Below are 25,543 nucleotides of genomic sequence, written 5' to 3'. Positions count from 1 at the left end.
ACAGCGATGAAAATGAGGATTGTTGGACTTCGAGTTGTCGTGCCGTGCCTTGCGTATTCGCTCGGATGGCTCGTGGTTGCTTCGACTGCCCAGGAGCCGAAACCGGGCAAGGGGCCGCTTGAGCCCGAGGAGGCCCGACAGACGATCCAGGTTGATCCCGGTCTCCGGGTCGAGCTGGTCGCCGCCGAGCCGCAGATCACCAGCCCGGTGGCGATGGCGTTTGATGAACAGGGACGGCTCTGGGTGGTTGAGATGCGCGACTACCCGAACGGCCCGGCTCCGGGTAATCCGCCCGAGGGACGACTGAAGATTCTGGAAGACGGTGACGGTGATGGGTTCTTCGAGCAATCGCGGGTGTTTGCCGATGAACTGCTCTTTGCCAACGGGGTCTTGCCGTGGAAGGACGGGGCGATCGTCACAGCCGCGCCTCACATCGTCTGGCTCCTGGATACGGACGGCGATGGGACGGCTGACGTCCGTGAGATCCTGTACGAAGGCTTTGCCGTCGAGAACCCACAGCTTCGCGTCAGTCATCCGACGCTTGGGATCGACGGTTGGATTGCTGTGGCGAACGGGTTGCGAGGCGGTCAGGTCCGTCGCGCCGGGGAGGACGATGCCGAGCCGATCGACCTGAGCGGCCGTGATTTCCGCTTCGATCTCGTGAACGATCGCGCTGAGCCGATCGCAGGGATGGGTCAGTATGGCCTGACCTTTGACGACTGGGGCCGCCGCTTCGTCTGCACGAACCGGAATCACCTGGTGCCGATCATCCTGGAAGACCGCTACGCGCAACGGAATCCCGACCTGCCTGCTCCCGGTCGTGCCTCCGACGATCAGACCGCCGGGGGAGCAGCCGAAGTCTTCCCGCTGGTCGAGCAGTTTACCACCTCGTCGTTGCACATCGGTAGTTTTAGCGCGGCCTGCGGGGTCACGGTGTACCGGGGGAATTTACTGCCCGAGGCGTACCAGGGGTCGGTCTTCACCTGCGAGCCGACGGGCAGTCTTGTTCATCAAGAAGTGCTCACGCCAGATGGTGCAGCGTTCTCGTGGGCGCCCGCACGCAAGGGGGTCGAGTTCTTCGCCAGCACCGACCATTGGTGCCGACCGGTGGCGATGGCGCACGGTCCCGATGGGGCGCTCTATGTGGTGGATATGTACCGCGCCGTCATCGAGCACCCCCAGTGGATGCCCCCCGAATTGCGGGAACGGCCCGACTTGCTCGACGGGAAGGATCACGGGCGAATCTGGCGGATCGTCCCAGAATCGCGGGGTGATCGGCCGGAATCGCCGAAGCTTGGGGAGGCCTCGACGGCGGAACTGGTTGGCCTGCTCGACCATCCGGACGGCTGGTGGCGGACGACCGCACAGCGATTGCTTTTGCAGCGGCAGGACCCGGAGGCGATCGATCCGTTGCGGGAGATGGCCCGAGCGGCAAAGTCTGCCGAAGGCCGCGCCCAGGCGGCGTGGTTGCTGGAGCATGCCGGGGAACTAGATGAGGAAACGTTGCTCGGATTTCTCTGCGACGATCATCCGAGGCTCCGGGAGCAAGGGACGTTGCTGGCCGAGCATCGACTATTGGAGGATGGGAAACTGCGCGATGCGGTGATCGCTCTGGCCGACGATGAGGATGCTCGGGTTCGGTTCCAGGCCGCGCTGGCACTCGGGTTCGTGGATGATGATGTGATCCTCGATCCGCTGGCGACCATTGCCCGGCTCGGGGCAAATGATCGCTGGACGCGGGCCGCCGTGGGGAGCGCGGTGCCAGGACGGGCCGGAGCGTTGCTGCTGACCTTGCTGGAGGAACCGCATGGTTTAACCGATCAAACGGATGAAGGGCGGTTGATCTTGCTCCAGGAGCTGGCGGCACTCGTGGGCACGCAGCGCGATCCGGCGGAGTGTGCCGAGGTGCTGGAGGCGCTCTGGCAGATTGATCAGGACGCCGAACGCTGGCGATTGGCAGGGCTGAATGGTCTGACCGAAGGGCTTGCGAGACGAGGGACGAGGCTCGGCAGCTTCCTTGAACAGTTGCCGGAGGCGATTGCCGATCGGACGGCTGAGGCTCTGGCCGGGTTCGGCGAGACGGCCGAGGATGCCGATGCCGATCCGGCGGCGCGGCGCGATGCGATCCGGTTGCTGGCGCAAGCCCCCTGGGATGTTGCTGGCGACTCGCTTTCGCGGCTGCTGGTTGAGGAGCCGGATCAAGGGTTGCGGATCGCCGCGGCCCAGGCTCTTGCAGCTCGGACCGAGCCGGAGGTGGCGGATCGCTTGCTGCACCCGTGGCGGAGCCTGACCCCCGCAGTGCGCCGCGAGGTGGCGCAGGGGATGGTGGCACGGGCGGATCGGGCCGGTGCGCTGCTGGATGCGATGGAGCAAGGGCTTCTTGCGCCTCGGGACCTGGATGCAAACCAGAGCCGACGCCTGCGCGATCATCCGACCCCCGAGGTGCGCGACCGGGCGCGCTCGTTGCTAGCGTCGAGCCTGCCCGCGGAGCGGGTGGCGGTGCTGGAACGCTACCAAGAGGCGATCGAGATGCCCGCCGATCCGCACCGCGGCCGCGAGGTGTTCCGGAGGCTGTGCATTACCTGTCACCGCCTGGAGGATCAGGGGGTGGTCGTCGGCCCGGACATCGGCGACACGAGGACACGAACGAAGGCGGCCTTGCTTTCGGACATCCTGAACCCGAACGAGGCGATTGATGCGAATTACGTCAGCTACACGGTCGCCACGGTCGATGGGCAGGTGCTCGGCGGCCTGATCGCGTCGGAGACGGCCTCGGCCCTGACCCTTTTACGGGCAGAGGGTCAGTCGGAGACGATCCTGAAACAGGAGATCGAGGAGATTCGCTCGGATGGGGTTTCCTTGATGCCGGAGGGAATCGAACAGGATCTCACGGTCCAGGAGATGGCCGACTTGCTGGATTACTTGAAGAACTGGAGGTACATGGATGGGGTTGTGCCGCTGACCGGACAGGAGTGACGGGAAGCAGCGTTGAATGAGCCACGGATGAAACATGGAGAAGAAGGAGGGGATAAGAAAAAAGGGTCGTCCCCATCAGGTCGAGTCAATGGAGAAGGTCCATTGATCGCCATCTGTGATTCATCCGTGTTTTTCCGTGGCTCCAGATGCGTTCCGTGTTCCGGTGGTTGGGTTCAGGCGGCCTCGACGCGGCGGGGGACAGCTCGGCCGGCGAGGTCGGCGGAGGCGTCGTCGCTGGCTTCCTCGTGGTATTCGGCGTCGGTGTTGACCTTCCAGGTGTCGTAGGAGCCGAGGCCAAGGATGTTCCGCGCGGCGAGCAGGGCAGTCATCATTGAGTGGTCTTGATTATTGTATTTGTGCATGCCGTTGCGGCCGGCGAGTTCGAGGTTGTCGAACCGGGAGAGCCACCGGCGGATGATGGCGACGCGGTCTCGGTAGGAGTCGTCGTAGACGGGGTAGGCCTTGGGCATCCGGACGACGCAGCCGTCGATGACGGAGGAGGAAGGGACGAGGCCGATGGTGTCGATCTCGCGGCGGCCGAGTTCGATGAGGTCGGCGTCGCTCATCCCCCAGAGGTCATCTCCCTCGAAGCAGAAGTATTCAAGGCCGAGGCTGGAGGTGTTCGGGTCGGGCACCATCTCGGGCGACCAGTTCTTGAAGTTCTGGACGCGTCCGAGGCGGACGCAGGGATCATGGACATAGATCCATGTGTCGGGGAAGGTCTCGGCGCGGTTGACGATAAGGACGACGGTGAGGAAGTCGCGGTAGCGGAGCCCGGCCGCGGCCTCGCAAACCTCGTCGGGGGCGGCGGGGCTCATGGCGTTGATGAGGTGGCGGATCGGCATGGTCGAGAGGAAGTGCCGACCGAGGTAGCGGGTGGTTCGTCCCTGTGCATCGACGCTAACGAAGGCGTTGATGGAGCGGCCGTCGTGCTCGATCCGATCGACGCGGCGTCCGAGCTGCACGGAGCCGCCGCCGTCCTGCACGCGGTCGCGGACGGCTTCCCACATCTGACCGGGGCCGAGGCGGGGATATTTGAATTCTTCGATGAGGGTTTTGACGACCTCACCCCCTCTGCTTGGCAGGCCGATCCGCAGGGCGCTGAGCGCGGCCTTGATGAGGCTCAAGCCCTTGATGCGCTGGGCAGCCCAGTCGGCCGAGATGGCGGAGGTGGGCATCCCCCAGACCTTTTCGGTGTAGGTCTTGAAGAAGATGTCGAAGAGGGTGCGGCCGAAGCGGTTGACGATCCAGTCTTCGAAGCTGCGTTCGGGTTCGATTGGCTTCATCCGAGCCTTGAGGTAGCTGGCAAGGATGCGGGCCGATCGGATGGGGCCGAGCTTGCGGAGGGCGTCGACCGGACGGAGCGGGTAATGGAAGAACTTGCGATCGTAGTAGATGCGGCTCAGGCGAGGACGGCGGAGGAACTGGTCGCCGAGGACCTCGTCCCAGAAGGCGTTAACCTCGGGGCTTTTGGAGAAGAAGCGGTGGCCGCCGATGTCGAAGCGGTAGCCTTTGTAGACATCGGTGCGACTGATGCCGCCGACGAGGTTCGGATCGGCCTCGACCACGACGCAGCGGCGGCCGTGCCGGGTCAGTTCGAGGGCGGCGGTGAGGCCTGCCGGGCCGGCACCGGCGATGACCGCCTCGTACGCCCCGACGACGGCCTCCCGATCCGGATCCTCGACGCGATGCCAGCGATGCGGCGGAAGATTGCTCCGCGTGGTCGCGGGCCTCGACTCCTGGCTGCCCATGCCGGACTCCCCATCCATGAGGACTCAGCGGTCTTGACCGCGATTCCGTCCCGCCCCCGGACGTTGCGAAGGGTCGATCGCCTCTGAAGGGGAGGCAAGGACGGTTCGCTCGGCACGGGGTGGAGAAGGTGTTCTGTCAGATCCGGGCCCGATGGTCAAGGCCGGACGGTGTCGGAGTCGGTATCGGCCTGGAGTAACTCCAGGGTCTGCTTGACGAAGGCCGAGGCGGCGTCGAGGGCCTCGTCGGGGGCCAGGCGGAGGGCCTGGGCCCGTTCGAAGGCTCGGAGGTGCTGCGGATCGAGCTTTCCGGGACGGACGTAAAGGCCTTCGCAGGCGAGGATGAGGCAGCGGAGCCCGGCCTCTCGGTAGCCCTTTTGGTAGACGAGGGCGCGGAGGCAGCAGAACATGGCCTCGTAGCTCATCAGGCAGAGGTCGGTCGGGTCGCCTTTGGGATTGGCCCGGAGATTGGCGGCGGCATCGAGCCGGTCGGCGGCGCGGGTGAGCAGCTCGCCAACGCGATCGGCGGCCGAGTCATCCCGGCGAAGATAGGGGCTTTTCAGGCACGCCTCGAAGGTCTGGATTATTGCCATTCCGTTCATCCGTTCACTAGGTGGGATTTGTGCATTGAACAAGGAAAAGCGTGCAATCTATCAAGGAGCGAGTTCATAGTCCATCCTGCCAGTGCGGTAATAGCGAGGAAAGAGGTGGTACAATGGTCGCATGGAGCGAAAAATCCTTGAGTCAGGCAATAGGAGTCGTCAAACATGGCTGAAGAGCGAGAACTTAGCGAAGACGAACGCTTAAGGCTAGACGTCGAATGGATGACGACGAACGCCCTTCGAGAAGGAATGCTATTTGCTCACAGATACCAAGACCATATTACATACAAGCAATCCTTTGCTTTGGGGTTGCAGGTAGCACCCGAGATATTTTCGCCAGCACGCAGAATCCTCGATAATCCTCCCGAGAGCCAACCTGCTCAAGAATACCGACAAAGGGCAGCGGCCCAGTCGAAGGTCGAAGGTAGACATATTCCCCCACACGAATATGTAGAGAGAGAGATTAGGAGGACTAAAGAACAGTTTGAGGCCGACCCAGATGCTCACCTCCTAGAATCCATCTTGGAACGTCTTGAAGCGGTAAAGCAAGAACTCTTACCGAGAGAACACACGGAAACCTCGCTAATCTTTGGTGATGCCATAAACACGAGAATGGAGCTGCCGTTCAGTGGAGAAGGAAAGGGATACAAGGATTACAGGCTGGACAAGGAGCGAATATTGAGAGTGAGAGTTACTCACATGGAGCGACCGGAGGACAAGATCGGAACAGACCTAATCTACGAAGACCTAGACCACAAGAATAAGACTGCTCGTATAGTAATAATTCAATACAAGATGTGGGAACGGTACGATCAAGTGATCCACTGGAACGAGCGTGACAGAAAGCAATACGACAAGCTAAGAAGTGCAGCATGTGAGTACGGGCTCTGCAAAGAGGAGGCGATCGACGACCGTCCGACTTATCGCCTTCCACACTGTACGGCTTTCCTCCGGCCAACAGATCGACTCCAGAGCCCAAATTCACAAACAAGGTCCACAAGCCTTCACGTGCCAATTTGTGTGTCGGACAAATCGTGGCAAGAAAATAGAAGAGGCGGGAAATCCATTAAAAAAAGGACAGATAGTTGATCGATCACTTTCGTATAGAGTGTTTGGCGAATTATTCAATAACCGAATGATCGGCTCAAGGGTCATCACTTGGGAAGAAATGGCAGAACTCTATCACAAGTATGAAATTTTCGAGGCTGACGATCGGGTGATCGTCCACTTTCAAGAAGCCCCACTCAATTAGCGGTTCTGCAAGTACTGGTCGAAGGTCTGGACAATGGCGATGGTCTTGGGTGTCGGGCGAAGGAGGGGAAAAACGAGAATCCTGGTGAAACGGGATTGCCGGGTTGATTGTCGCGTTGGGGGTGATCGGTTGCCAAGGGGGAATCACGGCTCGGCGCGAGCCGGGGAGGAGTTGTCGTCATCGGCGTTTGGGGGCACTTCGACGAGTCCGTGCGTTTTGAGGTAATTCTGACGGCGTCTCTGGAAGCGGTTGACGTGTTCGATGCTCTGGTTGCGGAGGGTGAGGAAGCCGTCGGGGGCATCGAGCGCGGGGTGTTCCTCGGGCTGGTCGAGGTGGCGAGCGAGGGCCTGGAGCGAGCGATTCAGGGCGGTCTGGGCGGCGAGGATGGCGTCTCGCATGGCGAGGAGATCGGGGTCGTCGGCCTTGATCTGGGAGAGCGCGGCCTGGTTGGCGTCTCCCTCAGCAAGCAAGGTGTCGATCTTGACGCGGTCGGCGGGTTCGAGGGTGGGAGCCTGACTCAGCGTTTCGATCAAGGTGTCGAGTTCGGTGTTCATCGCGTCGAACCGCTGGAGCGAGGGGCTCATGGCCTCGGCCAGGGTTTGATAATCGCGCAACGGCTTCTGGAGTTCTTGATTGAGCAGCGCGAGGATTTCCGGATTGCGACGGATCTGGGTGGTGACGACCTGCCCGAGGATGAGCAAGGCCGAGGCGACCGCCAGGCCACCGAGCAGTTGCCGGATCAGGCCGGCCGTGGGGCGGGAGACCGGCCAGGGGCGCTGGAGGAGCAGACCGGCGACGAATCCGGAGGCCAAGCCGCCGAGGTGCGCGGCGTTGTCGATGCCCGGGATCGCCAGGCCGAACAGGGTGTTGTAGACGACGAAGGCGATGACCCCTCCCCGCACGCTGGCGACCACCGGCCCCGGAATGGCCTTCCGATGCAAGATCAAGAAGGCCCCGAGGCCACCGATGAGGCCAAAAATTGCCCCTGAGGCCCCGATGCTGACGACCAAGGGCTGCCACCACGAGCTGACCAGGGCACCGCCGAGCCCGGCGGCCAGATAGAGCATGGCGAAGCCGAGATTGCCGTAGAGGCGTTCCACCAGCGGGCCGATCCGGGACAGGACCCAGAGGTTGACCGCCAGATGGATGATGCCGCCGTGGAGGAAGACGGAGGTCAGGAGCCTCCAGATCTGGCCGTCGATCGCCACGGCCGCGCCGACGTTGCCTCCCCAGGCAATCAGGGACGGGACGCTCGGGCTGAGGATCGAGATGCCCGAGAGGACCATCGCCACGAAGACGATCAGGCAGGCGGCAATGAGCGCGGGGGTGACGACCACCCGAGGTGTGGCGGCCTGCACGTCGGCCTGGAAGGATCGGACCTCACCATCCACCTGATGCAAGGCGGCGGCCTGCCGGACGACGTGGCCGATCTCGGCGCGGGCGCGGTTCAGGGATTCGCGCGAGGTGGAGCCGGCGAGATCTCCCGAGCGTCGGGCCTGGGAGAGGGTCGAGAGCACCCCGGCCAGGGCCTCGGCCGCACCGTTCGATTCGGTCGATCGCAAGGGGAGGGAGTGCCGGTGGCCGAGGTCGAGGGTCGTGTCGAGACTGCCGACGACCCGGACCGATTCGGGAATCTCGTCGAAGCCGAGGGCGAGTCCTGATCGGGGGGAGTTGCCGCCGGGCCAGCAGATGCGTTGCGAGGTGATGGTGCAGGCGGGGACGGGGCCAGTCGGGCCGGGCTGTTCGACGATCGCCAGCAAAAGCTCGTCGGGCCTCGGGCGGAGGTAGGTTTGCAGCGCGCGGACGGCGGCGGAGGGGTCGAGCTGCGGGGCGACGAAGCAGTTCGGATGGCCTCGGAGCGGCTGGCAGGCGGCCAGCGCGAAGAGTTCCCAGGCGTCGACCTCGGGGCCGGAATCGGGGTCGTCAAGCACGGTACCGGTCCTCGATGGGGTCGTGTGCGGGAGGGCTTACGGATGGGGAAGAGCGACGGCGATTCGGGGGGTGGGGTCGGATTCGGAAGCGGCCGTGGCCGCCGAGGAGATGGCAGCGGGGCCGGAGCGATCTCGATCGCGATCGGTTGTGGGGGAGTTGATGGCGAGCATCGAGCTGCCCGCCATACGCATCGTCTCAAGCAAGGTGGTCGGGGCCAGACCAAAGCCGACGACGGCAAGGGTGGCCAGGCCGATCGGCCAGGAGACGCTCCTTGGAGCGGGCCTCGGTGAGCGGTCGGCCTGGCGGAGGAACATGGCGCGGAGCACCCTGGCGTAGTAGAAGGCCGAGACGACCGAGTTGATCAGGGCCAGGGCGACCAGCCCCAGAAGCAACGGGCGGGCGGTCGGATCGGCGTTCAGGACTTCGAGAAAGAGGTAGAGCTTGGCAAAGAACCCGGCCGTCGGCGGCATGCCGATCAACGAGAGCATCAGGATGACGATGCAGGCCGCCAGCCCGGGGGAGGCGAGGCCCAGGCCGTTGAGGTCGTCGATGTCGTCGCGTCCCTTGTCGGAGATGAGCCAGGCGGCCACGGCGAAGGCGCCGACGGTCGTCAGGCTGTAGACGACGAGATAGAAGAGGACCGATCCGGCCGTCTCTCCGCTGGTCGATCCGGCCCGGATCGTCACCGCCGCGGCCACGACGCCGACCAGGACGTAACCGGCATGGGCGATGGACGAATAGGCGAGCAGGCGCTTGAGGTTTCGCTGCCCGAGGGCGGCGAAGTTGCCGAAGGTCATCGTGATGGCCGAGATCAATGCGAGAATCAACACCCAGCCCCCTGCCCCCTCCGTTCCGGCAGTGCCGGCCCAGGGTCCAAGGGCGTGCAGCAGGACTTTCATCAGGGCTATGAAGCTCGCGACTTTTGATCCCGAGGCGATCCAGGCCGAGACGGGGGCGGGAGCGCCTTCATAGGTGTCGGGGGCCCACTGGTGGAACGGCACCGCGGCGATCTTGAAGCCGAAGCCGACGAGCACGAGGAGGACGGCCGTGCCGCCGAGGACGTCTCCCGCGAGTCCGAGCGACACCTCGCCGCCAACTCGTTCGAGCAGGACCTTGCGGATGCCGTCCAGATGGGTCGTGCCCGTGAGGCCGTAGATCAGGCTCAGCCCGAACAGGAAGAGGGCCGAGCAGACCGAGCCGTAGACGAAGTATTTCATCCCCGCCTCGGACGACCGCAATCGGGATTTCTCGAAGGCCGAGGCGAGGTAGAGGCAGATGGTCATCATCTCCAGGCTGATGAGGAGGATGAGCAGCTCCTCGGCCGAGACGAGGATCATCATACCGACGCCGGCCCAGAGCATCAGGGCGTAATACGGTCCCCAGTGCTCGGTGAAGTCCCAGGTCAGGGAGAGGCCGAGGACCATGACCAGCAAGAGGGCGATCAGGGCGTGGAACGACTGGGTGAGCAGGTCGCCGGCGATCGTGCCGTAGAAGTAGGTCGGATCGGGGTCGGACACCACCGCCGAGGGAACGAGCAACGGGGTCAGGAGGATGACCAGCACCCCGATCGGCCCCAGCATGGCCAGCAGGCCGAGCCGCTTGCGCCGGGAAGGGCTCGACATGCCTCGCATCACGGAAACGTCGAGCAGCAAGATGACGAGCCCCCAAAGGGTCAGCCAGAGCGGAGCCGCCAGGGACCAGAGCTGGCCGAGGTTCACCGGCTCGGCGGCAAAAGCGGGCATGGGAGGGGGTCCGATCGCGGGGGACAAAGGGGGGAAGACGTTCCGGTCGAGTCGACTCCAGACGAGTCGAGCGTCGGGAATCAACCGGCCATACTGTCGTAGCGGTCCACGTCGGCGGCGAGCCAGCGACGGTAACACAGCAAGATTAACGCGATGCCGACAGCGACCTCGGCCGCGGCGATCGTGATGACGAAGATCGCCAGCATGACGCCGGAGATCGGCCCACCTTCGGAGCCAGTCGCGTCGTTGAATCGCCAGAAGGCGACAAGGTTGATGTTGGCTGCGTTGAGCATGATTTCGATGGCCATCAAGAGCGCGATGGCGTTGCGCCGGGAGAGGACACCGAAGAGGCCGATGGCAAAGGCGGAGGCCGCAAAGACCAGGAACCAGCTGAGGGGGATGTCGCCACTGTTCATCATTGCGGGGACCTCGCACCGGGGGACTCGGAGTGAACGGGCGCTCGGGAGACTCCTGGAGCATGGGAGGCTGTCGCGGCCGGTTCGGGATCGCCGGTCAGGCCGCTCGCGGGAATCGGCCGGCCCGAGGCGAGCCGACCGGCCAGAGAATCGGGGAGCTTCGGGGCATCGCGGCGTTCCTGGCGAGCCAGGACGATGGCACCGACGAGGGCGGCCGTGAGCATCAGGCCGGCGACCTCGAAGGGAACGACCGAGCGGGTCATCAATTCCATGCCGACGGCCCGAGGCATGTCGGCGATGACGGTGGCCGTGGTTCGGGCCGGGCTGACGGACGCGATCCATTCGCCGTCCCGATCATCGAAGAAGGTGATCGGGCCGTCTTCAGGAGCCAGCGCCAGGCGAATCCCCTGCGGTCCCGCAACCAATTGAGCGAAGGGGCCGACCGGCGCAGGCAAGGCGACCGCAACCGGATCGACCTCAGCGGCCTCGGCATCGAGGGGCCAGACCTGGACGGTGGGTCGGGCCTCGTCGGCTTCGGCTTCGGCTTCGGATCGAGGGCCGGGCAGGACGAGGGCGGCGACCCGTCGGGCGTCGCTGGCCAGGGAGACGGCGACCGGGACTCCGGTCAGTCCCTTGATGGCCGCGACCTCGGCGCCGTCGGGGAGGTTGAGGATTCGGAGATCCCATCGGCCCGGCTTGCCGCTGATGAGCGAGGCAACGGCCACGAGAGGGCCGGAGGCTCCCCCAGCGGCCGGAGGAGGCGGCGGGGGGGGCGGAGGTCCCTGCGGATCGAAGGCGACCGACTCGGCAGGAGGGACCAGGCCAAGTGCCACGGCACCGATCGGCCGACCCTCGGCCGAGGAGGCGATGGGGGTCGATGAGCCGGTCGAAAGGTCCCAGGTCACGACGCGGCGGTCGTTCCCGGCGGTGATCAGGTGGCCTTCGGGGGTGAAGGTCATGGCGAGCACGGCGCCCTTGTGGGCTTCGATCTCGACCGGATCGGGGCCAACCCAGACCCGGACGATTCCGTCGGACCCGCCCGCGGCGACCAGCAGGTTCGTTCCTTCGTCCTCGAATCGAGGGGGGCTGACGGCCACCGACGTGATTGAGCCGGGGCGGCCTCCGGAGCGATCGAGGATGGTCTGGTTGCTCAGAGTTTGCCAGGCTCTGACGCGGCCCCGATCGTCGGCCGCGACGATGAGGGAGGAGTCAGGGCTGAAGGCGACGGCTGAGGGGGCGAGGCCCTCCAGATGCAAGGCCGATCGCTGACGCCCGGCGATCGTCCAGAGGCGGACCCGGCCGTCGGCGTCGGCCGAGGCGATGAACTGGCCTGTGGGACTGTAAGCCAGGGCGAGCGATTCCGGCCCGCCGATCCGGGGGTTGACTCCTCCGGGACGGGAGGTGATGCGGACCCACGACTCCTGCCCTGGTCGGCCGCGCTCGGCATTGATCCCGAAAAGCAAAACGCCGAGGACGCCGAACGCGACGATGCCGGCCGGGAGCTTCCATCCCCAGTGGCCGCCGGTGGTTTCGTCTCCCTGGATGTTCCGGGTGAGCATGATCCCGAACAGCAGGAGGATCGAGACGGCCCCGATGTAGATGAGCACCTGCATCGCCGCGAGGAACTCGGCCTCCAGCAGGACGAACTGGCAGGCGATCGTGAAGAAGAAGGCGACCAGAAAGAGGGCCGCATGCACGAGGTTCCGCGCCAGCACCGTCCCCAGGGCCGACAGCAGGCCGACGGTCGAGACGATCAGGAAGATGAGCTGAAGGGGGCTCACGGTCGTGCGTCCTCGGTGGCGGTTCGGCTCATCGCAGAGAGCCCGAGGGGGTGGGGGTCGGTGGTGCCAGGGTCGCTTTGCCGAGGACCGGCGCAGATCCTCCGGACCGGGCAAGGCGGAGGAATCCGGCCAGGGCGACGATCAGGATCGGCAGGGTTATCAGCCAGCCGAGCAATGGCCGATCGCGCCGGATGCCGAGTTCGAGCCAGGCTGCGGCCACGAGGATGTTGACCAGGCAGAGGGGGATCAAGACCTTCCAGGCAAAGTTCATCAGGCGGTCGACCCGCATTCGGGGCAAGGTGGCCCGAATCCAGAAGACGAGGAAGATCATCAGGGCGACCTTCAGGCCGAAGATGGCGATCAGGATGACGTTGGCCAGGATGACCGAGTCGATCGACCCGAGCGGCCAGGTCATTCCCGGCAAGGTTCCGCCGCCAAGAAAGAGGGCGACGGCCACGCACGAGATGCCGAAGATCGCCAGGTACTCGGCCAGGAAGAAGAGGCCGAACCGCATGCCGGAGTACTCGGTGTGGTAGCCGGCGATGATTTCCGACTCGGCCTCGGGCAGGTCGAACGGGGCGCGATTGACCTCGGCGATGCTGGCGATCAGCAGGAGGACGAAGGCGGCGATCCCCGGCGGTGAGAAGAGGAACCACCCTTGATCGAGCTGAGCGTTGAAGATGGCGACGAGGCTCAGGCTGCCCGTCCAGAGGATCACGGGGATGAGCGAAAGCACCTGCGGAATCTCGTACGAGACGAGCTGAGCCACCCCCCGCATCGAGCCGATCAGGGCGAACTTGTTGCGGCTCGACCAGCCGGCCAGGAAGATGCCGAGCACCGAGAGGCTGGCCGCGGCGATCAGGTAGAGCAGGCCCGAGGCTGTATCGACGGCCGCCAGGCCGGGATACCACCGGGAGGCCGGATCGGGGGCTTCGTCCAGACCGAAGGGGATTGTGTTGCGCTCGGTGGCTTGGACCCCGAACGGGATGACCGCCAGGACCAGGAACGAGGAGATCATGAGCAGGACCGGCGCGATCAGGTGGACGACGGCATCGGCCGATCGGGGGACGAGGTTCTCCTTGGTCACGAGCTTGATGGCGTCGGCGATCGGCTGCAGGAGGCCGAACGGGCCGACCCGGTTCGGGCCGATGCGGTCCTGAAACCGACCGGCGAGCTTGCGCTCGGCCAGGACGATATAGGCGACGATGCCCGGGAAGACGACCAGGAAGACCAGCAACCAGCCCGCCCAGTAGAGCCAGGCAGGCCCATCAAGCCCGGCCGTTCGCAGACCGTCATCGGCAAACGCCAGCAGGAGCACCGGGTCCAGCAGCGGGGCGATCACGGAGCCTTTTCTCCTTCGAGCGGGGACCCTTGGTGCGATCCCAGGTCAGTCACACCCAGCGAAGGTCGCCGGACGCCCACGCGTAGGCCAGGCCCACGGCGAGCATGGCCAGGAAGATCACCATTTCCACCAGGACGAACAGCCCGAATCCCATCTCGGCCAGGCCGAGGTAGCTGACGGCCCAGGGGTAGAGGAACACCGTCTCGATATCGAAGACGACGAACAAGATGGCATAGATGTAATACTGCAAGCGGAACCGGACCCAGGTTTCGCCGGTCGTCCGGACGCCGCACTCGTAGGTTTCCCCCTTTTCGACCGACCGCTTGCGAGGGGCGATCAGGGCCACCAGCACGAGCGGCCCGACGGCAAAGCCGATCGCCGCAAACAGCAGGAGGCCGATGAAGCCGTAGTTCGGGATCATCGCACGCAGTCCTTACAGGGCAAAAACGAGGGATCCGCCGAGGTCGATCTGGAGGGAGCCTTCGGCCAGGCGGGGGTCGGACGCATCGAATCGCACGACGACCGGGGCGATTCCCGGCCAATCAATCAATCGGCTCGTGGCGGGGCCGCACCACGGACCGAGCCTGCCGCGGCGCGGGCGTGGATCAGACCGACTGCGGAGGAGGTCCGCTGGCCGAGGCGGTAGCGGGTTCCGGGGCATCGAGCGATTCGACGCGGGTATTCTCGTCGAGCGCGACCTCGGTGATCTCGCCGTCGTCGCGACGAAGACGCAGGGTCGGCTGGTGACAGTAGAGGGCCTTGCCGCCCATCTCCATGCCGCCGACCGGGCGCAAGCCTTCGCCTTCGACGGTGCCGGTCGTCTCGGTCATCCAGCGACGATGGCCGACGCGGAGAAACTGCACGACCCGCACCCGGGTTCCAGGCACGTACTGGGGTTCAGGCTTTTTCAGGAACATCGGCGAATCGGACTCCTTGCGGATGGCGGGGCGATCGTATCCGCGCCGGCGGGGCCACACAAGGGGCCGGCGGCTTTGGCGAGCTATTGTAGCGACCTGGGGCGGTTGTTGCGTAGGTCAAGGCTCCGGCGAGCAGCAGGAACAGTAAATGGAGGCGGTCAAGCCCCGGCTTCGGCGGGTTGGGGAGCCGTCAGTGCTTTCTGGAGGCGCTGGGTTTTCTTCTTCTCGACCTTGGCCCGCTCGGCGGTTTCCTCGGGACTAGCCCAGGCTTCGGGGTGCGTCTCGGCGTAGTAGGCGCTGGAGACGAGCAGGTCTTGGAGCGAATAGATGTGCGACTGGTGCCGTTCGTAATTCGACAGCTCGAAGTTCTGGTCCATCTTGATGGCGTCGAACGGGCAATACTCGGCACAGAGCCCACAGTTCATGCAGACGTCCATGTCGATGTAGAACTCCTCGGGGAGCGGGACGACGTTCCCCTTGGTATTTTTCGCCTGGGACATCCAGATGCACTGCGGCGGGCAGACCTTCGCGCAGATGTTGCAACTGGTGCAGCGGACGTTCCCATCGTCGTCGTCGTAGATCAAGACAGGCAAGACGCGGAAGCGTTCGCGGGTCGGCAGGCGTTCGTCGGGGTACTCGACGGTGAACAGTCCTTCGGTGTCCGGCCCCTGATCGACGACCGGCCCGCGCCGGTGTTCGGGGCGTTTCCACCAGAGGTCGATCGGCAGGTCGCCGCCGCCGTGCCTTGCAGTGGTTGCCCCGTGGCCGACGGTGAAGGTGCGGAGGAACCTGCGCATTGTCACCAGATGGCCGGTGATCATCCCCTTGCCGAACGGCCAGAGTCCCAGCACGGCCGAGATGACCGCGCCGATCGTCCCGAAGACGGTTCCCATGATCCTCCTGAACCCGTTCATTGTTCCAACCTTTCACGCCACGGCGAATCCGGTGTGCGGCCGGAGTTCGGGGGACTTATAGCCGAGGACGATTCGATCTTTCGGGATGCCGGCGTCGAGCAGATCCTGGGCGATGCCGTATTCAATTCCGTCGTACTGGATCCAGAACTTGCCGTCGATCAGGTCGATGTGAACCAGGGGTCCATGGATCCGACGATCGCCCTGGCGGCCGACCAGCAAGATCATGTAATGGTCTCGTTCGCGGTCGAAGACCAGTTGCTGGGTGATCTCGCAGTCAGAGAACGGGGTCGAGGCATGCTCGGTCAAGATGCGTTCGACCAGTTGCCGATCGTCGTCTAGGGTACCCACTGAAGAACCTCCTCAGACTCGGGATCGAACACGAGGACGCGAATCCCTTCGCGTTCCGCGTTCCAGGAGTTCCTGGCCGTTCTCGGGGTCACGTTGTCGATAATCAGAGGTGTTCGGCACCGATCCGCTGGTAAAGCTCCTGGAGGGCGGTCGCGGCGCGTTCGGCCAGGGCGTACCATTCTTGATTCGTCACGCAGGAAGGGTGATCAAGCAACTGTGCTTCGATCGCATTCGCCAGGATCAAGGTCCGATCGAGTAACTCGTGACAGCCGAACGATCCGGGTTTGTAGCGATCGACCCAATCCGAACCCTCTTCGGCGTTGAGTTCGGCAATTCGTCGCTGACGGTCCTGCTCGACGGCTTCATTTGGGGCTACAGCGTGAGGGTTCATGAGTTTTCTCCGAGACCTGACTGTTTCCAGATGCTTTTGAGCGTGCCCTCGGGAACGTCGTCGGACATCTTGCCTGGGACCGTGACCTTGCCGGGCTTCGACGGGTGCTTGAAGTGACGATGGCTGCCCTTTTGCGAATCCTGATACCAGTCATCGTCGAGAAGTCTCTTGATCACGTCCCGAACCTTCATCGCGCTCTCCTCACCGATCCACCTCTCCCAGCACGATGTCGAGGCTGCCGAGGATGCCGACCACGTCGGCGACGGTGTGGCCGAGACACATGGTTTCGAGCGCCGTCAGGTTGATGAAGCTCGGGCTGCGGACGTGGTAGCGGTAGGCGGTCGAGCCGCCGTCGGCGACGACGTAGTAGCCGAGCTCTCCCTTGGGGTTCTCGACGCGGGAGTAGGCCTCGCCGGCGGGGACCTTGATCTGGTAGCTCTTCTTGCCGGGAAGGATCGGGCCGTCGGGGAGGTCGCGGAGGGCCTGCTTGAGGATGCGGACACTTTCTCGCATTTCGAGCAGGCGGATCAGGTAGCGGTCGTAAACGTCGCCGTTGGTGGTACTGATGACCTTGAAGTCGAAGCGGTCGTAGATCGAGTACGGCGCGGCCCGGCGGATGTCGTAAGGGACGTTGGAGGCCCGAAGAACCGGCCCGGCGGTCGAGTAGGCAATCGCCTGCTCTCGGGTGATGACGCCGATCCCCTTGGTGCGGTCCTGGAGGATTTCGTTCTCCGACAGGAGGCGGTCGAGTTCGTCGATCTTGCGGTCGAGCCGGTCGTTGACGATTCCCCGGCAGCGATCGGCCCAGCCAGGAGGCAGGTCGAACGCGACGCCGCCGAAACGGAAGTAGTTGCACATCATCCGGCTACCCGCGACCCACTCGAAGAGGTCGAGGATCAGCTCGCGCTCCTCGATCGCGTACAATGCCGGGGTGAAGAAGGCACCGAGGTCGTTGAGCAGGAAGCCAATCGACCACATGTGGCTGGCGATCCGGGTCAGCTCGGCCATGATGACGCGGAGGTACTCGGCCCGTTCGGGGACCTTTGCGTCGTCTCCCATCAGTTGCTCGATGGCCAGGGCATAGCCGAAGTTGTTGCCCATCGAGGTGAGGTAGTCGAGCCGATCGGTGAACGGGAAATTCATCAAGAATGTGTTGCGTTCGCCGATCTTCTCATGGTTGCGGTGCATGTAGCCCATGACGGGCTTGAGGCCGACGATCGTCTCGCCGTCGATCCGGAGATTCATCCGAAAGACGCCGTGAGTCGAGGGGTGCTGCGGCCCCATGCTGAGCATGAACTGGTCGGTGTCGAGCCCCTGGAGATCAACCCCGTCTCCCAGAGGAGTGAGGCCGATCCCCTTGGGGTCGAGGGCGGAGTCGAAGCTGTCCCAGTTCCGGAACGACTGGGGAATCTTGAGGTTCGTGCCGTGGGGGTTGAATTCCTCGGCGCGGAAGTGGTGCCCCTGGCCGTCTTCAATGCGGCTCGGGAAGACCTTGGTGGGTCCTTCGTAGTACGGTTCGAGGTAATCCTTGCGGAGCGGGTAATAGGCGAAGCCTTCCCACATGAGGATGCGCGTCAGATTCGGGTGCCCGGTAAAGCGGACCCCCATCATGTCGTAGACCTCGCGCTCCTGGAAATCGGCCCCGGGCCAGATGGGGACGACCGATGGGCTCTCCCCTGCCCCTTCGGCCTCGCTGGTTCGCACGCGGAGGGCGATCAACGAGCCGGGGGTTTCGATGCTGTCGACTTGGTAGACGACCTCGATGCAGTCGTCGTAGTGGACGCTCTGGAGGCTGGCGAGGTAGTCGTAGCGGATCGGGTTGCGATCGCGGAGGAATCCGGCCACGTCGAGCAGTTTCTCGGCGGGAATCAGGAGGGCAGCGCGGATGATCGTGGCGGTCTCGTCGCCGAAGGCGGCATTGAGACGGTCGGACAACTCTTTCAGCCGGTCGTTGCCGAGCCAGACGAGGCTCGGGCGGGCCTCGGCTACCTTGACCTTCTTCGCGGGTTTACCGGCTGGCTTTTTCGCGGCCGGAGCGGTGGCCGCCTCGGCTCCTTCGGGAATGGCTTCGCCACGGGCCTTGGCGCGGATCAGCTCGATCTTGCTCATCGGCCGAGGAGCGGAAGCGTCTGACTTCTTGGGGCCCTCGGAATCCGCCGATGGCTCGGGCACATCAGGCTGAGGCGCGGGAATCTTCGACGGGCGTTCGAGGGTGGCCTCTCGGGCTTCGACCAGGCCGGCTGCGGTGCGCTCGGCGGTCAGTTCGAGGGTGCGGACGTCGATCAGGTCGGGACCGAGGACGGGCACGGGGATATCGCGCTCGACCTCGGGATCGTACCAAGGGGTGTTCCCCTTTCGACCGATCGCGGGAATGTCGAGACGCTCGCCGTCGATCTTCTTCTGAAGCGTGATCAGGCCATTCAAGAGGGCCTGGGGAGTCGGTGGGCAACCGGGTACGTAGACATCGACAGGAAGATATTTGTCGATTCCCGAGACAACGTTGTACCCTTCCTTGAACGGTCCGCCGCCGGAGGCGCAGGCCCCCATGCTGATGACGTACTTCGGCTCGGGCATCTGGTCGTAGAGCCGGGCGATGACCGGCATCATCGTCTTGGTGACGGTGCCGGAGACGATCATCACGTCGGCCTGTCGGGGGCTACCGCGGAAGACTTCGGCTCCGAACCGGGCGATGTCGAAGCGGCTGCTGGCGGTGCAGATCATCTCGATGGCGCAGCAGGCCAGCCCGAAGCCGAGGGGCCAGAGGGCCGAGCGTCGTCCCCAGTTGTAAACTGTGTCGACCATGCCGAGCAGCTTGTCCCAGCTGGTCACCAGGACGTGACGTTCCAGCTCTTGCTGCAAGACCGGATCGATCGGGATCGACCATTCGAGGCGATCGGGAGTCGGGCCTGGTGGGGTTGGCATGGGTCGTATTGCCCTGACTTCGGCGAGGGACGGGGGCGTTGGTGCCCGGGGCCGCGTCGGGCGGCGGTTCGGACGGAATCGGCAAGGGGAACAGATTGACCAGACGCCATGCAGGGCGTCAGGGTTCGGACCGGATGACGGCCGAGCCTTCGGTTCGGCGCTTGTTCCCAGGGAGGTTTGCAGCCTGTGCAAACACCGGGGAGGATTGAGCCGACCGTGCGCGACGAATTGTAGTCTGAGGGCCGATCTCGATCCAGTCGCTCCCTTTCCGGGCGGTCCGGGGAGGCCCATAATATGGTTATGCAACGCTTGCCTCTTCAATTGAGCGTGACAGCCCTGTTGATCGTGGTGGCGGGGATCGCGCTGAATCTCTGGATTTTTCGTTTTGGCACGCTGGCCGGCTTGCTGGGCCTGAGCGTGACGAAGCACATCGTGATCGCCTGGCTCTGTCAGGTGCTCGGAGTGGATCGTCGACCTCGAACGGCCGATGGTCAGGCGGGCGATCCTCGACCGGGACCGGGGTCTCTTGCGAGCCTGTCGGGGCATCACACGCGTTCGGTTTCGATGACGTTACCGGGCGATTCCCGGCTGCTGTAACCTCAGATCATCTTGGGTGTCGGCCTCGGAATCGAATCTGAACCGACTCGATCCGAAGACTTCGGATCAGGGAACGGCACACGCATTTTTGAGATTCCCGAGTGGGCGCGGATCGCTCCGGTCGCTAGAGTACCGCCCAGGGCAAGGATGCTCTGAGGAGGGATCGCCGATGCCGACGGATCGCGACGGCACGCTACTGCTCGTCGAAGACGAGGACCTATTGCGTACCCTCGTCTCACAGTTCTTGCAAAGCTCGGGATTTTCGGTGGTTGAGGCTGCTGACGGCCCCGAGGCGTTACGGCGCATTGACGAGGATGGTCCATTCGACCTCGCCCTGGTCGACCTGAATTTACCCCGACTCTCGGGGGTCGATGTGTGCCGGAGCCTTCGAGGTCGATGGCCGGAGCATCCGGTGATCATCTGCAGCGCCGCAGTGCTCGATGAGCATGAGATTGCGTTGCGACTGCTGGGAATCGACCACTACCTGACCAAACCGTATCATCCCGAAGTGCTGTTGGAGCACGTTGGTCGGTGGCTGGGGCGAGCCGCCTGAGCCGACGGTCGCGGTGCCTAGGCAATCGCGCGCTCGCTTGGTTAGAATGCCCGCTGGAACGTGTTGGCCAACGGTATCCGGGTGCCTTCGCACTCCGAGCCGCTCGCCTTCTGATCGCCGACTGCAGTGGCCATCGCCCCGACGAAGGATCATGCCCATGGCCGGCAAGCCGAAAAATCGTTTGGAGTTACGTCGTCAGTACGAAGCTGCCGAAGACCTCGACCCCGTCGAGGACGACGCCGCCGCCATCGTCGATGACACCGATGATGACGAGGAGGTCGAGCGGAAGCCGAAAAAGAAGAAGGCTCCCGCCAAGAGCAAGGCCAAGACGACCAAGGCCGTGAAGCCGGCCGCTCGTATGCGCATTGTCTGGAACGTCGTGAGCGACGCCTTCAAAACCGTCGCCACCTTCGACTTTGCTCAAAAAGCCGAAGCTGAAGTCAAGGCCGAGGAACTGAACGCCAAGGGCAAAGGCACCTACTTCGTTCAGAAGGCCAAGGAACCGATGCCCGACGACGCCCCCGGTCTCGGCGCTTCAATCACCCGCACCACTGCCCCTCCTCCCAAAGCCGTCCCCGACGCCGAGCTTGAGGTCGACACCGAGCCCGAAGACGAGGAGGAGGAGATCGACGAGGACGACGACGACGACATCGACGAGGATGACGACTGATTCGCTCCGGCCGAAGGCTTATTCACTCCCAGGACCGATCGTTCCGTGGTTCGTGACGGATGGTCGGTTCTGTTTGCTGCGCCGTATTCGATCGCTCGCGGTCCCTCTCGCGATCGTGGTGAGTCGCATCACTGAAGTAATAAAAAAAAGCCCCGCTGGGGCTTCATGTAATTCCTCGTTGACAAATCACGTATCGACAATGAAGGAGACATTTCGAAATGGGCGCACCAGGATTCGAACCTGGGACCTCACCCTTATCAGGGTCCACGTCCGGACGCATCTGTTCAGCCCGAAGTGTCCGATACTGAGCAATTTACACCGTTCCTCGGCCGGTTGCAATCCGTCGCATCTCGTCGCACAGAATCGCGGATTATCGTGGTACTCACGGCCGATGAATGGTAGTCGGTGGTAACACTTTGCATCGGTTTCGTCGTGTAGCTGAAGATTAACGCCATCGAGCGTAATGGTCTGCTAAGGGCTTGCCGGGGCGCCCTAGAACCTGGAATAGGGCTTGCCGGCGTTAGAACTTTGAGGTATCCCCAGGCCGCCCTTCAATCCGCAATGGGGCAGGTATCCGGCCGCCTGAAGGAATCATGAGCCGGGGCGTTGCTTAACACGGTGGCGCCCGTCATAGTGGACCCACGTCCATAATGACGTGACCGATGATGGAGGAACCGTAATATGGCTGCCGAAGCTCTCTACTATCCCGAGGTTCGATGCAAAGTCATTCCGGGCGGATTGCTGCCCGACGGCGTTGCCGCCCGCGTTCAGGATATCAGTGGACGCTCTCAATTCGTCCAAGTCACACCAGCTCTGATCAACGAATACGGAGATGATCAGTTCCTCTCAGTCGGAATCGTCGAAATTGATCGCAGGCAACGTCGGGTACTCATCGAGTTGCCGGCGGAAGCGGACTCCGGTGCTAATCGAATGTGGGTCGCGTTTGAGTCGCTCCGTCACGAGGTCGCCAAGGATTCGGGAGCTGTTGCATGATACTCTCTGATCGCGAAATCGAGGCCGCACTCGAAGACAAACAACTCATCATTAATCCGCGACCCAACGCGGAGTTGTGGTCCTCGACCGCGATCGATCTAACCCTTCATGGTGTAATGGTACGATGGAAGACGTCGAGGCCTTTGCCTTCAGGTGAACCCGGCGGCCCCAAGTCGGTCTACCCGGCCAGGGACGGGTTTAACGTCACGGAAATGGCCGAAGACGAGCACTTTGCGGAGAAGATAGCGATCCCGCGTGATGGTTTCGCGTTGCATCCAAAGTGCTTCGTTTTGGGCTACACTCGCGAGCGAATCTACCTCCCCGAGAGATCCCGGATTGCGGCCCGGGTTGAGGGTAAAAGCAGCCTTGCCCGGCTGGGGATCGGTGTCCACGTTACAGCTCCAACAATCCATGCCGGGTTTGGGTTCAACAAAAAAGAGCCCGAAACACCCGGCCTGCCAATCCAGTTGGAAATCTTTAATCTCGGTGAATTTGTTGTCTACCTCGCGACCGGCATGCCCATCTGCCAGTTGATCCGCGAAGAGGTCCGTGAAGTTCCCTCAAAGGGTTATCACGGACGGTTCTCGGCACAAGAGCCGTTCCGGGCCTGATTCTCCGAAGCGGATCGCTCCTGATTCGGGCAAGCCCCGGCGGAACGCGTTCCGCCCGGGCCAAGCTCCCGGTCTACCTGATCGACGACGACCAGGGCGAGCCTCGGAAGATCACAGAGGCCTGAGGCGAGCGCACGAGAAAGCCCCGACGACTCCGGGAGTGGAGCGGCTGGGGCTCACTGAGATCAACGGGACAAGCGAGTGGTTTCACACCTCGGTGCAGATGGCCCGATCGTAAATCGTAAACCCTTCCGAGCTGCCCACCATGACCGTGATGGGGCGGTCAGGAGAAACCGTTGACCGGGCCAACTCGACAGCCCTCGGTTCCCAGCTTGCGAGCCATTCGAGGGCCTCGGTTCGTTCAAGGGCGCTGATCGTGATCGGGACCGGTTCGCCTGGATCGCCCTTGCTACTGGCCGGAGGTGAGAGGACCAGCACAACGGGATCGCTCATCCCAGACTCTTTGGCCTGCAAATACTTCATCTCGACGTGCTCCGCAACGAAGTCCATCAAGCCATCGTTCGGGTTTTCCATCGCGATCATCTCCTGAGTGAAAGCCCGGCCGACTCGACCGGGGCGGGTGAAGGTGATTGGGAGTGGAACACTGTAACGGCGTTACAAGAGTGACTGCATGCTTGTAACGGCGTTACAAGCATGGATGGATGTAACGCCGTTACACCTGGTCGAACCGTTCGACGGTCGGCCCCTCGGCGGTCAGGCGGACCAGGGCGCGGACGGTCGGCCCTTCGGTGACGACCAGCTCGAAGGGCGTCTCGCCGGGCTCCAGGTCGCGCACGGCCTGGCCGATGGCGTCATCGAGTGTAACGCTGCCGTAGACATGGTGGTCGATGGTGGCGGTCGTCGCACCAGGCTCTCGGCTCCAGAGCAGGAACGAGCGGTGGTGCTCCAGGGGGCCGGGCTGGAACGTCGTGCTCGGCGTGGCGGAACCGTCCCACTGATTGATTGCGGTGGTCGTGGTCATGGGGGCATCTCCAGGGCTACAGGGGTGATGCCCGGTCGGCATGGTGTCGACCGGGCGGGGAGTCTCGTCGTTACAGGGTGACAGTCCTGACGGGCCGGTCGAAGTGTTCCGAGGGGGCTTGAGTCTTCCACCACTCGCCGAGGTCCGGCCAGTCCTCGGCATTGAGGTCAGTGCAATGGTCCTCACAAGCCTTGCGATCGACGCTGAACCAGACGACCAGGCCGTCAAGGCTCCGGTCCTTCACCACGTAGCCGTCCTGGTTCAAGAGGCGGAGAAAGCGGGGCTCAACGACGTAGCGGTCGAACCGAGGGGCTTCAAGGTCCGAGCCGTTGATCAGATCGGCGATCGTCTCGGCGTCACCAGGGAAGGTGGTCACCGTGTCCTCGGCCGGGGCGATCATCACGTCCAACGGGGTCGGCTCATCGGTGTGCCACTCGATCGGCTGGACATCGGCGGTGGTTCGGGTGAGAATGCTCATCAGACTGACTCCTGATCTTTGCGGGTTGTGGGGGAAGTCGCCGGGGCTTCGGGTGTGTCACCACCCGAGGCCCCTCTCTCTTTTCCGGTCTGGTCAGTTGCTCAGGACGGTTTCGAGTTCTTCAAGCCGCGCCTGAAGGTACTCCCGCCGCTCCTTCATGCGCTCGTAGCTTGCGAGAGCAAAGTCCGCCGTCCGATGGTCGCCACGTTCGGAGGCGGCCAAGCAACGGTCCCGTGCGTCGGCCATGCCCTCGGTGAGCTGGCGAATGCTGACGGTCAGGGCTTCGTGGCGTTGTGCGTCGGTCATCGTTCGGTCCTCGGTTCGGGTGGGGTGAGTCTCTCTCGTCTGGTCAGGCCGGTTGGAGCATCGCGGCCAGCCGTTCACCGGCCTTGCTCCTGACCGCATAGGCCCATGACCGGGCCTCTCCCTCTCGCATCCCGGCCGGGTTGCTCGACACCAGGCGGAAGCACCGGCCCTGAGCGCCCATGACCAGGACGCACCACGAATGCGTCCCACCGCGGTCATCGTTCCACTCTCGGACGTTGGCCTCATCGGCATAGTGTTCCAGCCGGGCCGGGTCCTCGCAGCGTTCCAGCCGGGCCAGCATGTCGGCAAAGGTCGTGGTCATCGGTGTTGCTCATCCGTTGCCTCGCGTGAGTCTCTGCCGCTCACGTCTGAGGATATAGTATCCGCAAGTTATGGAGTCGTCAACGGTCTAGTGGGGATTTTTTGCGGATTGATTTTGGATGATGAACACCGTACACTATCAGCAAGTCATCCGCATCGGATACGCTGGCGTTGGATAATCCGACGCACCGCATGCGAGAGACAACGACGATGGGACGCAAGAAGATGATCAAGGCCGAGGAGAAGGTGGAACTGCGGATGAGGCTCGACTCCGAGCTGATGGAACGGATCAAGGCCGTCGCCGATGAGAGCGGCCTGGCCGTCGCCGCATGGGTCCGCTCGACCGTCATCAAGGAACTGAAGCGCATCGAACGGGAAGAATCCGAGTGAACCGTTTCGGACAGCCAAAAACGTTGTTTCGGCTCGGAGAATGAGAAGGGTGCGGCACAAAGAACGAAGGGAGCGGAATCGAGATGAGTGATCAATCGGGTGAGGTGGTATCGCGGCGGGAGTTCGAGGACACGATGAAGGGGGTTGCCGACCACTTGCGGACGCTCGGCGAGAATGACCGGGCGCTCGGCGAGAAGGTGGATCGCCTGACCGAGTGCCTGGGCCAACTCTCGACGCTGGTGGGTCACTGGGTCGAGACGGGGGCGTTGCCACGTCCCCCTGGACCGGCGAGCTGATTTGAACGGGTCCTCGCGTCTGTTTTTGGTACAATTCTCCATATCCAGGGGCCCGCGATGGTG

Annotated in this window: 28 protein-coding genes and 1 pseudogene; 9 read left to right on the top strand and 20 right to left on the bottom strand. The window is 63.5% G+C overall.

From position 1 onward, the window contains the following. Nucleotides 1–6 precede the first annotated feature (6 nt). Nucleotides 7–2,976, top strand: a complete 2,970-nt coding sequence (locus HG800_RS22985; protein ID WP_169979963.1) for a PVC-type heme-binding CxxCH protein — start codon at nt 7–9, stop codon at nt 2,974–2,976. Between the two features lie 173 nt (nt 2,977–3,149). On the opposite strand, the gene HG800_RS22980 is transcribed toward HG800_RS22985, so the two are convergent. Further along, nucleotides 3,150–4,745, bottom strand: a complete 1,596-nt coding sequence (locus tag HG800_RS22980) for an NAD(P)/FAD-dependent oxidoreductase (RefSeq protein ID WP_235963897.1) — start codon at nt 4,743–4,745, stop codon at nt 3,150–3,152. Between the two features lie 137 nt (nt 4,746–4,882). Next, on the bottom strand, nt 4,883–5,317 hold the full coding sequence (locus HG800_RS22975; protein ID WP_169979961.1) for a HEPN domain-containing protein: 435 nt from the start codon (nt 5,315–5,317) through the stop codon (nt 4,883–4,885). Between the two features lie 174 nt (nt 5,318–5,491). Here HG800_RS22975 and HG800_RS22970 point away from each other — a divergent pair, with 174 nt between their 5' ends. Beyond that, on the top strand, nt 5,492–6,415 hold the full coding sequence (locus HG800_RS22970; RefSeq protein WP_169979958.1) for a hypothetical protein: 924 nt from the start codon (nt 5,492–5,494) through the stop codon (nt 6,413–6,415). 306 nt (nt 6,416–6,721) lie between these two features. On the opposite strand, the gene HG800_RS28315 is transcribed toward HG800_RS22970, so the two are convergent. The 13 genes and pseudogenes from HG800_RS28315 to nuoB all read right to left on the bottom strand — a co-directional run. Then, nucleotides 6,722–8,509, bottom strand: a complete 1,788-nt coding sequence (locus HG800_RS28315) for a rhomboid family intramembrane serine protease (RefSeq protein WP_169979956.1) — start codon at nt 8,507–8,509, stop codon at nt 6,722–6,724. Nucleotides 8,510–8,545: 36 nt separating this feature from the next. Further along, nucleotides 8,546–10,252, bottom strand: coding sequence for an NADH-quinone oxidoreductase subunit N (locus HG800_RS22960; protein WP_169979954.1), 1,707 nt, complete (start codon nt 10,250–10,252; stop codon nt 8,546–8,548). An 80-nt stretch (nt 10,253–10,332) separates the two neighbouring features. Then, the gene (gene nuoK / locus HG800_RS22955; protein WP_169979952.1) at nt 10,333–10,671 is read right to left on the bottom strand and encodes an NADH-quinone oxidoreductase subunit NuoK; all 339 of its coding nucleotides are present in this window, start codon (nt 10,669–10,671) and stop codon (nt 10,333–10,335) included. Further along, nucleotides 10,668–12,449 (bottom strand): NADH-quinone oxidoreductase subunit J, encoded by a 1,782-nt coding sequence (locus HG800_RS22950; protein WP_169979950.1) that lies wholly within the window; start codon nt 12,447–12,449, stop codon nt 10,668–10,670. The genes nuoK and HG800_RS22950 overlap by 4 nt, the downstream gene beginning before the upstream one ends. 28 nt (nt 12,450–12,477) lie before the next feature. Then, nucleotides 12,478–13,791 carry an NADH-quinone oxidoreductase subunit NuoH gene (gene nuoH, locus HG800_RS22945; RefSeq protein WP_315852094.1) on the bottom strand — a complete coding sequence of 438 codons (1,314 nt, stop codon included), beginning with the start codon at nt 13,789–13,791 and terminating at the stop codon, nt 12,478–12,480. Nucleotides 13,792–13,840: 49 nt separating this feature from the next. Next, nucleotides 13,841–14,212: an NADH-quinone oxidoreductase subunit A gene (locus HG800_RS22940; protein ID WP_152051997.1), complete on the bottom strand. Its 372-nt coding sequence runs from the start codon at nt 14,210–14,212 to the stop codon at nt 13,841–13,843. A 184-nt stretch (nt 14,213–14,396) separates the two neighbouring features. Then, complete coding sequence (locus HG800_RS22935) at nt 14,397–14,708, bottom strand: hypothetical protein (protein ID WP_169979948.1); 312 nt, start codon at nt 14,706–14,708, stop codon at nt 14,397–14,399. 158 nt (nt 14,709–14,866) lie between these two features. Further along, nucleotides 14,867–15,601, bottom strand: coding sequence for a 4Fe-4S binding protein (locus HG800_RS22930; RefSeq protein WP_169979946.1), 735 nt, complete (start codon nt 15,599–15,601; stop codon nt 14,867–14,869). A 33-nt stretch (nt 15,602–15,634) separates the two neighbouring features. Continuing rightward, entirely contained in the window at nt 15,635–15,970 is a 336-nt protein-coding gene (locus HG800_RS22925; RefSeq protein WP_169979944.1) for a XisI protein, read from the bottom strand. 103 nt (nt 15,971–16,073) lie between these two features. Beyond that, nucleotides 16,074–16,361, bottom strand: a complete 288-nt coding sequence (locus HG800_RS22920; RefSeq protein WP_169979942.1) for a hypothetical protein — start codon at nt 16,359–16,361, stop codon at nt 16,074–16,076. Then, nucleotides 16,358–16,552 (bottom strand): type II toxin-antitoxin system HicA family toxin, encoded by a 195-nt coding sequence (locus tag HG800_RS22915; RefSeq protein ID WP_169979940.1) that lies wholly within the window; start codon nt 16,550–16,552, stop codon nt 16,358–16,360. Before HG800_RS22915 ends, HG800_RS22920 begins: the two co-directional genes overlap by 4 nt. A 10-nt stretch (nt 16,553–16,562) precedes the next feature. Beyond that, nucleotides 16,563–17,654 carry an NADH-quinone oxidoreductase subunit D gene (locus tag HG800_RS28525; RefSeq protein ID WP_390622649.1) on the bottom strand — a complete coding sequence of 364 codons (1,092 nt, stop codon included), beginning with the start codon at nt 17,652–17,654 and terminating at the stop codon, nt 16,563–16,565. Nucleotides 17,655–17,894: 240 nt separating this feature from the next. Then, a pseudogene (nuoB, locus tag HG800_RS28520) lies at nt 17,895–19,163 on the bottom strand (NADH-quinone oxidoreductase subunit NuoB); the annotation flags it as partial. A 414-nt stretch (nt 19,164–19,577) separates the two neighbouring features. Between nuoB and HG800_RS22905 the strand changes: the two are divergent. From HG800_RS22905 to HG800_RS22885, 5 genes are all read left to right on the top strand, one after another. Next, a complete protein-coding gene (locus HG800_RS22905; protein ID WP_169979927.1) occupies nt 19,578–19,880 on the top strand; it encodes a hypothetical protein in 303 nt (100 codons plus the stop codon). 169 nt (nt 19,881–20,049) lie between these two features. Further along, nucleotides 20,050–20,433 (top strand): response regulator, encoded by a 384-nt coding sequence (locus tag HG800_RS22900; protein ID WP_169979924.1) that lies wholly within the window; start codon nt 20,050–20,052, stop codon nt 20,431–20,433. A 157-nt stretch (nt 20,434–20,590) separates the two neighbouring features. Beyond that, entirely contained in the window at nt 20,591–21,103 is a 513-nt protein-coding gene (locus HG800_RS22895) for a hypothetical protein (RefSeq protein ID WP_169979922.1), read from the top strand. 681 nt (nt 21,104–21,784) lie between these two features. Then, the gene (locus tag HG800_RS22890; protein ID WP_169979920.1) at nt 21,785–22,096 is read left to right on the top strand and encodes a hypothetical protein; all 312 of its coding nucleotides are present in this window, start codon (nt 21,785–21,787) and stop codon (nt 22,094–22,096) included. Further along, the gene (locus HG800_RS22885) at nt 22,093–22,707 is read left to right on the top strand and encodes a dCTP deaminase (RefSeq protein ID WP_169979918.1); all 615 of its coding nucleotides are present in this window, start codon (nt 22,093–22,095) and stop codon (nt 22,705–22,707) included. Before HG800_RS22890 ends, HG800_RS22885 begins: the two co-directional genes overlap by 4 nt. Nucleotides 22,708–22,914: 207 nt before the next feature. On the opposite strand, the gene HG800_RS22880 is transcribed toward HG800_RS22885, so the two are convergent. The 5 genes from HG800_RS22880 to HG800_RS22860 form a co-directional block, all read right to left on the bottom strand. Beyond that, complete coding sequence (locus HG800_RS22880) at nt 22,915–23,241, bottom strand: hypothetical protein (protein WP_169979917.1); 327 nt, start codon at nt 23,239–23,241, stop codon at nt 22,915–22,917. 139 nt (nt 23,242–23,380) lie between these two features. Then, nucleotides 23,381–23,689, bottom strand: a complete 309-nt coding sequence (locus HG800_RS22875) for a hypothetical protein (RefSeq protein WP_169979915.1) — start codon at nt 23,687–23,689, stop codon at nt 23,381–23,383. A 70-nt stretch (nt 23,690–23,759) separates the two neighbouring features. After that, nucleotides 23,760–24,167 carry a hypothetical protein gene (locus HG800_RS22870; protein WP_169979913.1) on the bottom strand — a complete coding sequence of 136 codons (408 nt, stop codon included), beginning with the start codon at nt 24,165–24,167 and terminating at the stop codon, nt 23,760–23,762. Between the two features lie 93 nt (nt 24,168–24,260). Beyond that, nucleotides 24,261–24,473 carry a hypothetical protein gene (locus tag HG800_RS22865; RefSeq protein ID WP_169979911.1) on the bottom strand — a complete coding sequence of 71 codons (213 nt, stop codon included), beginning with the start codon at nt 24,471–24,473 and terminating at the stop codon, nt 24,261–24,263. A 43-nt stretch (nt 24,474–24,516) separates the two neighbouring features. Continuing rightward, nucleotides 24,517–24,795 carry a hypothetical protein gene (locus tag HG800_RS22860; RefSeq protein WP_169979909.1) on the bottom strand — a complete coding sequence of 93 codons (279 nt, stop codon included), beginning with the start codon at nt 24,793–24,795 and terminating at the stop codon, nt 24,517–24,519. A 191-nt stretch (nt 24,796–24,986) separates the two neighbouring features. Here HG800_RS22860 and HG800_RS22855 point away from each other — a divergent pair, with 191 nt between their 5' ends. Both HG800_RS22855 and HG800_RS22850 read left to right on the top strand, forming a co-directional pair. Continuing rightward, nucleotides 24,987–25,184, top strand: coding sequence for a hypothetical protein (locus HG800_RS22855; RefSeq protein WP_169979907.1), 198 nt, complete (start codon nt 24,987–24,989; stop codon nt 25,182–25,184). An 83-nt stretch (nt 25,185–25,267) separates the two neighbouring features. Next, the gene (locus HG800_RS22850) at nt 25,268–25,480 is read left to right on the top strand and encodes a hypothetical protein (RefSeq protein WP_169979905.1); all 213 of its coding nucleotides are present in this window, start codon (nt 25,268–25,270) and stop codon (nt 25,478–25,480) included. Nucleotides 25,481–25,543 lie beyond the last annotated feature (63 nt).

It is taken from the genome of Tautonia rosea (genome assembly GCF_012958305.1).
Lineage (GTDB): Bacteria > Planctomycetota > Planctomycetia > Isosphaerales > Isosphaeraceae > Tautonia > Tautonia rosea.
The sequence above is the reverse complement of the archived record's forward strand: the minus strand, read 5'-3'. Positions and strand labels throughout refer to the sequence as shown.